The organism is Humibacter soli (assembly GCF_054779035.1).
Map to the genome: position 1 here is coordinate 2,267,845 of NZ_BAAGYX010000001.1, position 13,932 is coordinate 2,281,776.

Consider the following 13,932-nt stretch of genomic DNA (forward strand, 5'->3'; position numbering starts at 1 on the left):
ATGATAAGCGCCGCTCATTCTTTCATGATCGGGAGCACCATGGCCGCGTCCAGTCGCAGGGTGAACGTCATCTGTGCTCCGCCCAATGGTCGGAACCCCGGAATGACGTCGGTCGACCTCGCATTCGCGAACGTCGCGAATGCTGCCGGTCTGACGGACGTGACCTACTGGCGCCTCTGGGATGTCAGCGAATGGCGCGAGTTCCGTGGCGACGTTCCTTTGCCGGCGTCGACGACCTATCTCGATCCGGACACCGGAATGACCTACCAGTCATTGCGCGGACGCCTCGACGAGGTGCTGAATGCCGATCGGGTCGTGTTCTGGGGCGACTTCATGCACATGGCGGTCTACCAGCACCACATGTCCGACGTGCTCGCGCGGCGGATAGGTCTCTGCTCCGAGGAAGAGGCCGACGAGCTGGTCGCGAACGTCCAGCTGCTTCGCGGCTCGGACGCGCCGGCCCTCGGCCGCGTGCTGTCCTATGGAAGCACGCTGAGCATGAACACGTGGCAGGACTACGCATCGCGGTACGGCCGGGATCTCGAGCACTTCATCGACGGTGCCGACCGGGTGTGGCTTCGCGATCCGTATTCTGCCCAGGTGGCGCGGAGCATCAGGGGCCAGGAGCGAGGAACGGCGCAGGCTCTCGATGCCGCCTTCCTGCTGCACGACGGCATTCAGCATGGCGGCAACGGATTGGGCGTATTCATCGGGCGGTCGGCCGTGCAACCCGAGGTGGTCGCCACATTCGGGCGGCAGCTCGCGAAAGGCCTGGATCTGCGAGCGACTTGGATCCCTTGGGGAACCGCTCCCGCGTTCTGGCCCGTGGATTCGCGCCGCAGATTCCGCGCAGCGTGGCCTGCCCTCGAGCGAGAAGAGGCCGCCCCGTCTCGGACCGACCTCGTGCGCACGTCGGTCGCGGCGCTACGCGGTGTACCCAAACCGTCGCCCGCACCCGCCAGCCTGCGAGACCTCATCTTCGGTCTGAGCAACTACGACGTCGTGCTGACCGACACCTACCATCTGGCGATAAATGCTTGGGCGCAGGGCGTGCCCGCGGTGTGCCTGGTCGACGAAGGCGGCGCGGATTGGAGCGTGAATTCCGGCGAGCCCAACATGCGCAGGGACAAGCGAATCGACCTGTACTCGCAGCTCGAGGCGCTCGGGCTCATCGTGAGCCTCAAAGGACTTCGGCGCCGCGGCCCACAGGAGGTCCGCCGCGTCATCGAGCTGCTGCGGACCCCAGAGTCTCTCGCTGTCGTGCGAAACCGCATCGACACCCTGCGCGCCCAGAGTTTCGAGTCGATCGTCACACGGCTCAAGGAAAGCGCTCAGGATCGAACCCACGAAGACAGGCGCCTTCTCACCAACTGAGCTCAAGCCCCGCCGGGCCGGCCGCGCGCGGGCCCAGACCCTGGTGCCACCACGACCGCGGCGATGACGGCGACGGCGCTGACGAGCATCCACGCCCACAGAGACACATCTGGGTCGGCCGCGTTCAGCCTCCCAGCCGCCACAACACCGAGGACGACGAGCGCCGCGGAGCCCATCACGGCGCAGCTCACCACGACGGCCAGAATGCGGCTCCTGTCGACTATGGCGACCCCACGCCAGAGCACGGCACTCGCCATGATTCCAGCGACCAACGCGCCTCCGATGACGTCGCTCGGGCGGTGGGCGAAGGACAGCGTGGATGTCCACGCCACGCCGACCGTGGCGACGGTGGCAAGTGCCACGACGGGCCAGCGCCACGGTCTCCACGGAAGAAGCACGGCCAGCGCGATCACGCCGGACACCGCCACAGCCACGTGGCCGCTCGGGAATGTGTTGCCTGCCTGACCTGCCGCACCCATCGTCGGGCCGGGAAGTGTGAGTTTCAACGCTTCGGCCAGGAGAAAGGAGCCCACCACGATCGCGGATGCTCTCAAGGCATCCGCCCACCGTCGCGCGACCAGGGCCACGATGCCGAATGCAATCGCGACGAGGACGATGAGCACGGGCACGACGAGCCGGAACAGATTGCCGGCGTCGACAAGACCCCCGAAGTGCGCCGCCGCACTGTACGACGCGCCGTCGATCGCGCGGCCGTACGGAACCCGGATGAACACCCAGTACGTGCCCCCGAGGGCGACGATGAACGCCGCCAGCCGAAGCAGCGATCGCACGTCCGATCTGCTCACCGGTTCCCCCTTCTGCGGCGACGACTCCTGTCGGCTCGCCGCGAAGGGGAACTAACCCCGTGCCGTGCTAGTACGCCCCGACCGGGTGCACGAGCACTTTCACCGTGCGCCACAGAATGATGATGTCACCGGTAAGTGACCAGTTCTCGACGTAGTACAGGTCGAGACGCACACTCTCGTCCCAGCTCAGGTCGCTGCGCCCGTTGATCTGCCACATTCCCGTCAGGCCCGGCTTGATGAAGAGCCTGCGGTGAACGTAGTTCTCGTAGGCCGCGACCTCACGAGGCAGCGGAGGCCGAGGCCCCACGAGGCTCATGTTGCCGACGAACACGTTCCAGAGCTGGGGCAGTTCGTCGAGCGAGTACTTGCGGATCACCCGACCGACGCGCGTGACCCTCGGGTCGGACTTCATCTTGAAAAGCACTCCGGCGCCCTGGTTCGCGTCGGTGAGCTGCGCGAGCTCCGCCTCCGACGTCGTCACCATGCTGCGGAACTTGTACATCGTGAACGTCTCGCCGTTTCGACCGACCCGCTTCTGCGAGAAGATCGCGCCGCCCGCGCTGTCGAGACGCACGAGAGCCGCCAGCACCAGGAAGAGCGGTGAGAGCACCAGGAGCGCCATGCCGGAGAGCACGACGTCGAGCGCGCGCTTGAGCGCGTGCTTCGCTCCGTCGAACTGCGGGATCTCCACGTGGATCAGCGGCAGCCCCTCGACCGGACGGAAGTGAATGCGCGGGCCGGCCACATCGGTCAGTCCTGCGGCAAGCACCAGGTCGGTCGCGGCACCCTCTAGCTGCCAGCTGAGGTCTCGAACGAAACCGCGGTCATCGCTCGGCTGGCCCGCCAGGATCACGGTGTCGACGCGAAGGTTCGCGGCCGCCATCGCAAGGTTGGACAGGTCGGCGACGACCGGTGTTCCCAGGTCGTTGGGGTCGGTGGTGGCATCTGTGCCATCGATCGCGGCGCCGACCACGTGATAGGCGGCTCCGGTCTTGCGCTTGAGCTGATCGACGACATAGGCGACGTCGCTGGCGGACCCACCCACCAGGGCACGAGAAAGGTAGCGGCCATTGGTGCGCTGCTTCGACAGCCAGCGCCGCCACATCCACCGGCTGATCGCCAGGGCCACGAGCCCGATGGGGAGGGTGAGCACGAAGAACCCGCGTGCCACCTCGATCTTGCCGACGAGGAAGACGATGGCGAGCGCTCCGAAGGTGAAGGCGCTCGCGCTGACGACGCGGCGATATTCGGCGAACCCAACGCCGATCACGCGGGGGTCACGGGTACGGAACGCAGACAGCATCACGAGCCACGTCGCGACGACGACGAAGGCGATCACCCAGTAGAGCTCGTCGAGGCCTCCGAGGTCATCGTTCTTGAAACCGAAGCGAAGCACGAAGGCGGCGCCGACCGATGCTGCGACGATCAGCGCGTCGCTGATGACCAGACGGGTGCGGTAGCTGCGGCTCCAACGCTGTTCCGCCGACAGCTCGCCACCGCGACCGGTCGTCTTGACCCGCGGCAGGGGACGGCCGAGCGCGACCGATCGGAGATCGTCGAGTTCGGTCATGATTCACACTCACAGCAGGCGATTGCCTGGTGGAACAGCGCATCGTGGCGGTGCACACTTCGGGTGTTGTGCACGGCCCAAGTCGATGAGGCCACTTGGCACCTCGGGTTCGGGTAAGCGGGTTGAAGCCCTGTGAGGTTCCTCGCCGGCCCAACTTCAGCCCCGGGATAGGCGAGGAACTCTCAATAACGGAATTCTATCGATTGGTGAGCAAAGCTCATGTCCCTACTTAGGGGCATATGGGCAGTGCCGCTGACACGAGCCGAACAGCTCCTTGGTCAGTGGGTCAGTTCGCTCGACGAGCGCGACGTCGTGACACGACGACTGCGCCTCCGCCGACGACCACAGCGGCTCCAGCCAGGCCGATGAGAGGCCACGAGATGGAACTACCGGTGTCTGCGAGTCCTGAGGTCGGGGAGTCGGGAACCGTCACCGTGACGTTGCTGCAGGATGTTTCGCAGGGATCGATGGGTACGTAACTGTCGGCGGCCGCAGCGAGAGGCCCGGAGAGCGTGACAGCAGCCACCACTCCGAGTCCACCGAGGCACGCCAAATAGCGGCGTTTCATGGGAAGCCAACCTTCGGGTAGGGGAGGCATATTCGGGTTGCTAAGAGTTTATCGACCCGAACTACTTGCGCCACTCCCCCGATGGGGTGTATTGGGCAAAGGTTTCCGCGGGATCAGCGCAGCACGTCTGAGCATGCAAAGCCGACGTGGCCCACATCCGTGGGCCAGACGCCCGGCGTCGTCACGGCTCCGAGCGCGCTCGTCGTCGACTGCGACCCCGATGCCGGCGCCCCGACGAACTGGAAGTCATAGGTCGCCGTCTTCCCAGGGGTGAGTTTGACGAGCACATGCGCAACGCTGCGCCCCTCGTCTGCTCCCCTCTGGATGGTGACGTCGCGTCCGCCGCTCGTCGCTCCGACGGTCACGAATCCCTTCGGCGCGTAGACCGCGACAGTCGTGTAGGTGTCCCCTGCCGGCACCCCGGAGAGGCCGGCGCCGGTGACGTACCCCGGCAGGGATTGCGCGGCATCCGCAGGCGCATCGCTGGAGAGCGTCACGCGCACCAGATAGTTCGCGCGACCGTCAGCGCGGCACTCCGCACGGCCGAGTCCGACGCCGGTGTGCAGGTAGTAGTCCATCTTCGCGCCGGTGGCGTCGTTCAGGTAGACCCCGAACGTGTCGTGGGTGGCCGAGCTCTTCGGCAGACCCCCGGCGAGCGTCGTCCCGGCGACGATCGACTGCTCGCGCGCGTTCGCACTCCACAGCAGCACCCGTCGCTCGCCTCCCGCGCGCGTCACGGCGGAGAGCATCGCGCTCGGGTCAAACCGGCCGCTGGCGACCTTCGTGAAGACGGCCGCGGCCGCAGCGGCGAAGAAGGCGTCCTGCTGCTTGGGGTCCTCGAATCGGGCATAGGACTCGCTCAGGAGCACCTTGACGGCGTTGTCGCTCGTCAGCTGCTCACCGCCGCCGATGTCTACCGGACCCGTCGCCTCGAGGAGGTAGCTCAGCGCGACCGGATCCACCGACAGCACACCGTCGACCTTGGTACCGAACCGCTTCTCCCACATCGCACGCACCGCCTCAGCAGAGGTCGGGAAGTTCGGAGTGAGGGTGACGTCTTGGATGAACTCGCCAGGCAGATCTCCGTACAGCTTGCGCGTGTCAGCGGACAGGGGGATAGCAGGGCTCGACAGAGGCGGCAGATCGGCCGCTGACGCCTGGCTGACCAGCGAGACGGCTCCGTCCTGCGCGCGAAGCAGCGCGAGAGCGCCGACGATGCCGCCCGTGGAGCGCGCCTCGGCGTTGTTCTGGAAGACGAGCACGTAGTCGCGGGGACCGTTGGCCCCGAGCATGTCGGGCATGAGGCGAGCAGCCCTGCTCGCGGCATCCGTCACGGCTCCTGCCTTCTCGAGCGCGTCCCTCAGCTTGTGGACGGCGTCGGTCACCATGCCGACGGTTCCCGAGGTGTTGATTCCGCGAACGATGGCGAGATCGGACTGCAAGGCGGCGTTCGCCTTCGTGACGGTGGGCGCAGCCTCGACGAGCGGCTTCAACGGCACCTTGCCGTCAACAGGGGTGAAGCTCTTCGGGCTGATCGTTCCTGCCAGATGGGCCAGAGGGATGATGGACCGATCCGTGACATCCGATGCCGCTTGCGCGATCTGCCGAACAGCGGTGAGGTTGCCGCCGAGAACCGGTATGAGCTCCGCTGCCCTCCAGATCGGATCACTCGTCTCGGCGCGAGCCGCTCGCAGATGCGTCGACAGAGTGCTGGTCGTCGCCGCAGCCCCCGTCTCATCGCCGGAGGAGATCTGCGACTGCACCTTGTCGACGAGCGGGAGGGCGGCCTGCAGCTCCGACTTGGCCTGCACTGCGCGCACCGCCACCCACACACCGCATGCGATCAGGAGTACGACGACACCCACCACCGACCACCACACGATGCGTCGCCTGGTGCGCTTCGCTGAGCGCGCGGACGCAGGGGTGGATTCGGGCATGCGGGTATTCAACCAGACGATTCTTGAGGGTTACTCGAACGGCGCCTGTGAGCCCGGTATACGACGCTCAGCGGATGGGCGTGAGATGCCGCGGAGGCCCCTCGATGCGCGCGATGGCGATCTTCACATCGACGAGTTCGTGCTCGACCGCAGAGAGCCGCTGCCCGAGCGAGTGCTCGACCGCAGAGAGCCGCTGCCCGAGCGAGTGCTCGACCGCAGAGAGCCGCTGCCCAAGCGAGTGCTCCATCCCAGACATCCGCTCGCCCAGGGATGTCTCCACCGCGGAGATCCGCTCGCCAAGGGAACTCTCCACCCCGGAGATCCGCTCATCGATCCGACGGTCCAGCGACAACTCGAACTCGGCGAGCCGCTCACCGATCCGACGATCAAACGAGGCCTCGGACCCCGCGATCCGCTCGCTGATGCGGCGTTCCAGCGACACTTCCACACCAGAGATGCGCTCACTGACCTCGCGCCTGAGCTCGGTGTGCTGGGCATCCGTGCGCCGCACAATCCAGGCGAACGCCGCCGCGAAGGAGCCGCCGAGACCCACGAAAAGGGTGGCGGTGCTGATCACGATCGCGATCACCTCAGCGGACACGTACACGCCTCCATTCTGCCTGCCGCGTCTGACGGGCGCGAGCAACGCTACGTCGGTGGGTGCCGCTCGCCCTGGCCTGAAGAGCGTTCTGGGGATGAACAGCGGCCCTCGAAGGGTGTGGAGGAGCAATGTCGGGGCGGGGCAAGAAGACGGCGCGCGTACGACAAAGGGGCCGAGCCCGAAGGCCCGACCCCTTTGCACGAGATCTCGACACGGCGGCTCCGCCGCCTACTCGATCTGAGTCGTTCGGGCTCAACGCGCTTCGCGCATCGAGCCCTACCGACTCACTTGATGATCTTGGTCACCGTTCCGGCGCCGACCGTGCGGCCACCCTCACGGATCGCGAAACCGAGGCCCTCCTCCATGGCGATGGGCTGGATCAGCTCGACCGTCATGTCGGTGGTGTCGCCGGGCATGACCATCTCGGTGCCCTCGGGCAGCGAGATGACGCCGGTGACGTCGGTGGTACGGAAGTAGAACTGCGGACGGTAGTTCGCGTAGAACGGGTTGTGGCGTCCACCCTCGTCCTTGGACAGGATGTACGCGGTGCCCTCGAACTCGGTGTGCGGCGTGACCGAACCCGGCTTCACGACGACCTGGCCGCGCTCGACATCCTCGCGCTTGGTACCGCGAAGAAGCAGACCACAGTTCTCACCGGCCCAGGCCTCGTCGAGCTGCTTGTGGAACATCTCGATACCCGTGACGGTGGTCTTCTGCGTCGGGCGGATGCCGACGATCTCGACCTCGGAGTTGATCTTCAGCGTGCCACGCTCGGCGCGGCCCGTGACGACCGTTCCACGACCGGTGATCGTGAAGACGTCCTCGATCGGCATCAGGAACGGCTTGTCCTTGTCGCGCACCGGGTCCGGGATGGACTCGTCGACAGCGTCCATGAGGTCGAGGATGGACTGCGTCCACTGCTCGTCGCCCTCGAGGGCCTTGAGGCCGGAGACGCGGATGACCGGAGCGTTGTCGCCGTCGAAGTTCTGGCTCGACAGGAGGTCGCGAACCTCGAGCTCGACGAGCTCGAGGATCTCCTCGTCGTCGACCATGTCGGCCTTGTTCAGCGCGACCAGCAGGTACGGCACGCCGACCTGCTTGGCGAGCAGAACGTGCTCACGGGTCTGAGCCATCGGGCCGTCGGTCGCCGCGACCACGAGGATCGCGCCGTCCATCTGAGCGGCACCGGTGATCATGTTCTTGATGTAGTCCGCGTGACCCGGGGCGTCGACGTGCGCGTAGTGGCGCTTCGGAGTCTCGTACTCGACGTGCGAGATGTTGATCGTGATACCGCGCTGACGCTCCTCAGGAGCGGAGTCGATCGAAGCGAAGTCACGGGGGACGTTCACGTTCGACGGGTACTTGTCGGCGAGCACCTTCGAGATCGCCGCGGTGAGCGTCGTCTTGCCGTGGTCAACGTGTCCGATCGTTCCGATGTTGACGTGCGGCTTAGTCCGCTCGAACTTGGCCTTAGCCACTGTGGGTCCTCCTCAGGACTCTCGTGTAGAAGCTGCGGGCGGCGTTCACCGGCCGGACATTCTACGGGGATCTTGTATATGTTACGGGCGCGACGGGGCTTGGAGCAAAGGCACGGTGTGCCTATGCCGCGACCCCAGCGCCGTGCGAGCTGTGCTCGCGAGGGTCACGAAGCTGTGGAGCATGGGAGATTACTCGCCCTTGCTCTTCTGGATGATCTCGTCGGCGACAGCCTTCGGGACCTCCGCGTAGCTCTCGAACGACATCGAGTACACGGCACGACCAGACGTCTTCGAACGCAGGTCGCCGATGTAGCCGAACATCTCCGACAGCGGCACGTGAGCGCGGACGACCTTGACGCCCTGCGCATCCTCCATGGCCTGGATCTGGCCACGGCGGGAGTTCAGGTCGCCGATCACGTCGCCCATGTACTCCTCGGGCGTGCGCACCTCGACCGCCATGAGCGGCTCGAGAAGCACGGGGTTGGCCTTGCGAGCCGCCTCCTTGTACGCCATCGAGCCGGCGATCTTGAACGCCATCTCGCTGGAGTCCACTTCGTGGTACGCACCGTCGAGCAGAGTCGCCTTGACACCGACCGTCGGGTAGCCGGCGAGCACGCCGACCTGCATGGCGTCCTGGATGCCAGCGTCGACCGACGGGATGTACTCGCGCGGAACGCGGCCACCTGTGACCTTGTTCTCGAACTCGTACGTGGTCTCTGCGGTGATCTCCAGCGGAGCCAGGGCGATCTGCACCTTCGCGAACTGACCGGATCCACCGGTCTGCTTCTTGTGGGTGTAGTCGTGACGCTCGACGGTCTTGCGGATCGTCTCGCGGTAGGCAACCTGCGGCTTTCCGACGTTCGCCTCGACCTTGAACTCGCGCTTCATGCGGTCCACCAGGATGTCCAGGTGAAGCTCGCCCATACCGCCGATGACGGTCTGGCCGGTCTCCTGGTCCTGCTCGACGCGGAACGTCGGGTCCTCTTCTGCCAACTTCTGGATGGCTGTTCCCAGCTTCTCCTGGTCGGCCTTGGTCTTCGGCTCGATCGCGACCTTCAGCACGGGCTCCGGGAAGGTCATCGACTCCAGCACGATCTGCTGCTGCGGGTCGCACAGGGTGTCACCCGTCGTCGTGTCCTTCAGACCGATGACCGCGTAGATGTGGCCGGCGGTCACGGAATCGACCGGGATCTCCTTGTTGGCGTGCATCTGGAAGATCTTTCCGATGCGCTCCTTCTTCTGCTTGGTCGAGTTGATGACCTGCGCGCCGGAGTCGAGGTGACCCGAGTAGACGCGGATGTAGGTCAGACGACCGAAGAAGGGGTGCACGGCGATCTTCGAGACCAGCGCGGAGAACGGCTCGGTGGCGTCGGCGTGACGCTCCAGCACCTTCTCGGGGTCGCGCACGTCGTGTCCCTGAACTGCGGGCACGTCGAGCGGGCTCGGGAGGAAGTCGACGACGGCATCCAGCATCGGCTGCACGCCGCGGTTCTTGAACGCCGAACCGCAGAGAACCGGGTAGATCTCGTTGTTCACCGTGAGCTTGCGGATGGCGCCCTTGATCTCGGCGACCGTGAGCTCCTCGCCACCGAAGAACTTCTCCAGCAGCTCGTCGCTCGTCTCCGCAACGACCTCCAGGAGGGCGTTGCGGTACTCCGCGGCCTTCTCCTTGAGGTCGGCCGGGATCTCCTCGATCTCGTAGTGAGCGCCCATGGTGACGTCACCCTTCGCGTCACCCGGCCACACCAGCGCGCGCATCTCGATGAGGTCGACGACGCCGACGAAGTCGTTCTCGGAGCCGATCGGCAGCTGCAGCACGAGCGGCTTGGCGCCGAGGCGGTTCACGATGGTGTCGACGGTGAAGTAGAAGTCTGCGCCCAGCTTGTCCATCTTGTTGACGAAGCAGATGCGCGGAACGTTGTACTTGTCGGCCTGACGCCACACGGTCTCGGACTGGGGCTCAACGCCCTCCTTGCCGTCGAACACGGCGACAGCACCGTCGAGGATGCGCAGCGAGCGCTCCACCTCGACGGTGAAGTCCACGTGACCGGGGGTGTCGATGATGTTGATCTGGTTCTTGTTCCAGAAACAGGTGACCGCGGCGGACGTGATGGTGATGCCGCGCTCCTTCTCCTGCTCCATCCAGTCGGTGGTCGAGGCACCGTCGTGCGTCTCGCCGATCTTGTGGTTGACGCCCGTGTAGAACAGGATGCGCTCGGTCGTCGTGGTCTTACCGGCATCGATGTGCGCCATGATGCCGATGTTGCGGACCTTGTTCAGGTCGGTGAGCACGTCTTGTGCCACGGGGTTTCCTCCGGAGGATTCTTGAAGGGGGTTTGCTGCCGGCGACTTTCGGCCGGTGCGCGGGGCGGGGAAGGGTTTCCTGCCGCCCCGTGCATCCGTTTATTCACAACGCATTTCGGGCCGTTTTTCTTCCGGCATCGAGGGCGGTGGTTACCAGCGGTAGTGGGCGAAGGCGCGGTTCGACTCGGCCATCTTGTGCGTGTCCTCGCGACGCTTCACAGCGGCGCCGAGGCCGTTGCTGGCATCCAGGATCTCGTTGGTCAGGCGCTCGGTCATCGTGCGCTCACGACGGGCCTTCGCGTAGCTGGTGAGCCAGCGCAGTGCGAGGGTGTTCGCGCGGTGCGGCTTGACCTCGACGGGGACCTGGTACGTCGAACCACCGACGCGGCGGCTCTTGACCTCGATCGTGGGGCGCACGTTGTCGAGCGCCTTCTTGAGCGTGGCGACGGCATCCTGACCGTTCTTGGTGGCTACACCCTCGAGCGCGTCGTAGACGATGCGCTCTGCGAGGGACTTCTTGCCGTCCTTCAGGATCTTGTTCACGAGCTGGCTGACGACCGGTGCACCGTAGACCGGGTCGGCGACGACGGGACGCTTAGGAGCGGGACCCTTGCGAGGCATTACTTCTTCTCCATCTTCGCGCCGTAGCGGCTACGAGCCTGCTTGCGGTTCTTGACGGCCTGCGTGTCGAGCGCGCCGCGGATGATCTTGTAGCGCACGCCGGGGAGGTCCTTCACACGACCGCCGCGGACGAGCACCATCGAGTGCTCCTGCAGGTTGTGGCCCTCACCGGGGATGTAGGCGGTGACCTCGGTGCCGTTGGAGAGCTTCACACGAGCGACCTTGCGGAGCGCGGAGTTCGGCTTCTTCGGGGTGGTGGTGTACACGCGGGTGCACACGCCGCGCTGCTGCGGGTTGGCCTTGAGGGCCGGCGCCTTGGTCTTCGCGACCTTCGGCGAGCGGCCCTTGCGGACCAACTGCTGAATGGTTGGCACTATTTCTCCTGTTTGTGCTGCACGGTGACAGCGTTGATGATCTGTTTCACATCGCGACCCACCGGATGCCGCAGAAAAGCGACCTCTTTGTTGTGGTGGGTATGCCGTGGGGGTAGCCCGCGAATGCAAGGCTCCCTGTTCGTTGCGAACCGACCCGAAGGCACGGTTCAGGCGCGCATAGAGCGCACACCTCATCTACCCTACCCGATGCAGCGTGTCGCGACAAACGCGCGGCGCACCATGCGCTATGCACTTCGGCTACGCGTCGCGGGCATCCCTCGCACCGTAGGCAGCAGTGTCGGCGCGCACTCGAAGCGTCACGACGCGGCGATCACCTGTAGGTCCCTGCTTCAGGCAACCCGTCGGTAGTGCAACCCGGCGGACAGCAGACCAGTTCCCATCGCGGCGACGAATGCCGCGATCGCGTTCGGCTCTGGCGGAATGAACCAAGATGCCGGCGAGAGGTAGCCGGAGAGCAGCCACGCGAAGCCCACGATCGCGACCAGGACGCCCGCCCAGATCAGCACATGCCGACCGGCGAGTCCCGCGCCGGGGTTCTTCGCCACCCAGTAGTCGCGGATGCGCCGCTGATAGATCGCGACGCACAACAGGATGATCCCGAGGATGAGCGTGACCATCAGATACACGTCGGTGAAGGACGCCCACCATTCGCCGCTGTTCCAGATGGCCGCCGAAGGATCGAACGGCACATAGCTGACCGTGACCGCCTTCGGCGCGTTCGTCAGGGTGGACACCACCGAGCCGGCGATGAACTCGTACGCCTTGCCGTCGACCTCGTACCCGATCCTCGGCGCGTAGGTGATCGTGCGTGCCGGGATGGTGATCCATCCGAGCACGGTGCCGTCCGTCGTGGGCAGCGTCTTCGCGAGCAACGGGCCGGCGATCAGCTTGTACAGGCCGGTGATGGTCAGGATGGCGCCCATCGTCCACAGCCAAGCCTGGCCGAACGGGCCTATCGCATAGCGCCGTCGTGCTGCGTCCGTGTTCTCTCGCACCCGCTGGGGAGTGCCGAGCAGGTTCACCCCCTCGGGTGCCGGCACGGCGTCGCGCCCATCGTGCGGGTCGGGAACAGCGCCGTTCTCAGCCATTGACGTCGATCCAGACCGCGATGAAGATCCAGACGAACGCGACGACCGCCGCGAACAGGGGCGCAGCGATGAAGACGAGGCCGAGGATGGTCCAGGTCCACCGTGAAGCGCCCCACAGCTGGCCGAAGCGCAGCGCGCGCGGGAACGCCCGTTTGAAGGCCGCGCGGGAGTATCCCGTTCCCGACTTCTTCGTCGGAGCCTGAACGTAGCTCTGCGCGGGGATCTGCTTCCAGACGGTGGCCAGCGGGGCATGGGAGCCGACCTCGTAGGCGAGGTGCCCGACCATGCGACCGCGGGTGTCGAGGATGATCAGACCGCCCGTCGCGAACATGTTCGCGCCGTTGCCGATGGCGCGAGCCTGCGTTGCCCGGTAGTCCTCCCCCTGCGGCGAATCCGATGCGGCGAGCGGGATGGACGTGAGCGGCGTGAGGGTCGTCGCCCGTTCGATCTCCGGCAGGTAGACAACGGTGCCGATGCGTTCTCGATGGATGGTCTTCGTGCCGCCGTACGCGGCGTCCGTCACCGTCACCGTGCCGTTCTGGATGACCACCGCTTGTCGCCTAGCGCGTCGGGACCCGGCAGCGATGCCCCAAAGCGGAAGACCGATGACCAGCGCGAAGGTGCCGACGACCGCCAGCACGTACACCCACCACGGGTTGACGGAGTAGTCCACTCGGCTGCCTTTCGAACTCGGACGCCAACAGCACGATACCGACGAGCGTGCACAGGGCGGTGCCGCCGCCACATGCACGATGGCCGTGATGCGGAGCCATCGTCCGCATCACGGCCATCGTGTCGTGTCGTGGTTCCCCCCTGAGAACCGGTCGGCGACTAGTGTCCGCCGACGCTGGATGCCAGCGAGGAGTCGGTCTGCTGCAGGGTGTCGGCCGCCTTCGTGAGGAACTGCGACATTCCGTCGAGACCGTTGACCGCATTGGTCGCACCTGTCGTGAACTGCGTGTACGAATCGTGGAACGCACCCGACGCCGAGTCCGTCACGAAGCCGTCGCCGACCAGCTGGTTCACCAGGGTCTGCAGCTCGTTGAGCTTCGAGACGAGGTCTTCCTTGCCGCTGGTAAGACGGCCAGCGGCGCTCGTCATGTCGCCGTAGGTGACGTTCATGTTCGCCATGAGATTCTCCTTGGTCTTCCGGCCAACCCCCTTAGGCCGACCTCGTTGACTCGACGCTA

General features: G+C 65.7%; 13 protein-coding genes. 1 reads left to right on the top strand and 12 read right to left on the bottom strand.

The genetic code is table 11. The annotated features are described in order from the left end of the window. Positions 1-102 precede the first annotated feature (102 nt). Entirely contained in the window at positions 103-1,374 is a 1,272-nt protein-coding gene (locus tag ACYVDN_RS10520) for a hypothetical protein (protein WP_460571144.1), read from the top strand. A 2-nt stretch (positions 1,375-1,376) separates the two neighbouring features. Here ACYVDN_RS10520 and ACYVDN_RS10525 read toward each other — a convergent pair whose 3' ends face one another. The 12 genes from ACYVDN_RS10525 to ACYVDN_RS10580 all read right to left on the bottom strand — a co-directional run bounded on the left by ACYVDN_RS10525 (position 1,377) and on the right by ACYVDN_RS10580 (position 13,873). Then, positions 1,377-2,180 carry a phosphatase PAP2 family protein gene (locus ACYVDN_RS10525; RefSeq protein WP_460571146.1) on the bottom strand — a complete coding sequence of 268 codons (804 nt, stop codon included), beginning with the start codon at positions 2,178-2,180 and terminating at the stop codon, positions 1,377-1,379. Positions 2,181-2,247: 67 nt separating this feature from the next. Then, positions 2,248-3,750, bottom strand: coding sequence for a sugar transferase (locus tag ACYVDN_RS10530; RefSeq protein WP_460571148.1), 1,503 nt, complete (start codon positions 3,748-3,750; stop codon positions 2,248-2,250). 286 nt (positions 3,751-4,036) lie between these two features. Beyond that, positions 4,037-4,318, bottom strand: a complete 282-nt coding sequence (locus ACYVDN_RS10535; protein WP_460571150.1) for an LPXTG cell wall anchor domain-containing protein — start codon at positions 4,316-4,318, stop codon at positions 4,037-4,039. A 113-nt stretch (positions 4,319-4,431) separates the two neighbouring features. After that, entirely contained in the window at positions 4,432-6,255 is a 1,824-nt protein-coding gene (locus ACYVDN_RS10540; protein ID WP_460571152.1) for a DUF4012 domain-containing protein, read from the bottom strand. Between the two features lie 67 nt (positions 6,256-6,322). Continuing rightward, a complete protein-coding gene (locus ACYVDN_RS10545; RefSeq protein ID WP_460571154.1) occupies positions 6,323-6,862 on the bottom strand; it encodes a hypothetical protein in 540 nt (179 codons plus the stop codon). 278 nt (positions 6,863-7,140) lie between these two features. Further along, complete coding sequence (gene tuf, locus ACYVDN_RS10550) at positions 7,141-8,334, bottom strand: elongation factor Tu (protein ID WP_460571156.1); 1,194 nt, start codon at positions 8,332-8,334, stop codon at positions 7,141-7,143. A 189-nt stretch (positions 8,335-8,523) separates the two neighbouring features. Next, positions 8,524-10,638: an elongation factor G gene (gene fusA, locus ACYVDN_RS10555; RefSeq protein ID WP_460571158.1), complete on the bottom strand. Its 2,115-nt coding sequence runs from the start codon at positions 10,636-10,638 to the stop codon at positions 8,524-8,526. 150 nt (positions 10,639-10,788) lie between these two features. Beyond that, positions 10,789-11,259 carry a 30S ribosomal protein S7 gene (gene rpsG, locus ACYVDN_RS10560; protein WP_460571160.1) on the bottom strand — a complete coding sequence of 157 codons (471 nt, stop codon included), beginning with the start codon at positions 11,257-11,259 and terminating at the stop codon, positions 10,789-10,791. Continuing rightward, on the bottom strand, positions 11,259-11,633 hold the full coding sequence (gene rpsL / locus ACYVDN_RS10565) for a 30S ribosomal protein S12 (protein ID WP_460571162.1): 375 nt from the start codon (positions 11,631-11,633) through the stop codon (positions 11,259-11,261). Before rpsL ends, rpsG begins: the two co-directional genes overlap by 1 nt. Positions 11,634-11,983: 350 nt before the next feature. Next, entirely contained in the window at positions 11,984-12,742 is a 759-nt protein-coding gene (locus ACYVDN_RS10570) for a hypothetical protein (protein ID WP_460571164.1), read from the bottom strand. Further along, a complete protein-coding gene (locus ACYVDN_RS10575; RefSeq protein ID WP_460571166.1) occupies positions 12,735-13,415 on the bottom strand; it encodes a hypothetical protein in 681 nt (226 codons plus the stop codon). Before ACYVDN_RS10575 ends, ACYVDN_RS10570 begins: the two co-directional genes overlap by 8 nt. A 158-nt stretch (positions 13,416-13,573) precedes the next feature. Continuing rightward, a complete protein-coding gene (locus tag ACYVDN_RS10580; RefSeq protein ID WP_460571168.1) occupies positions 13,574-13,873 on the bottom strand; it encodes a WXG100 family type VII secretion target in 300 nt (99 codons plus the stop codon). Positions 13,874-13,932 lie beyond the last annotated feature (59 nt).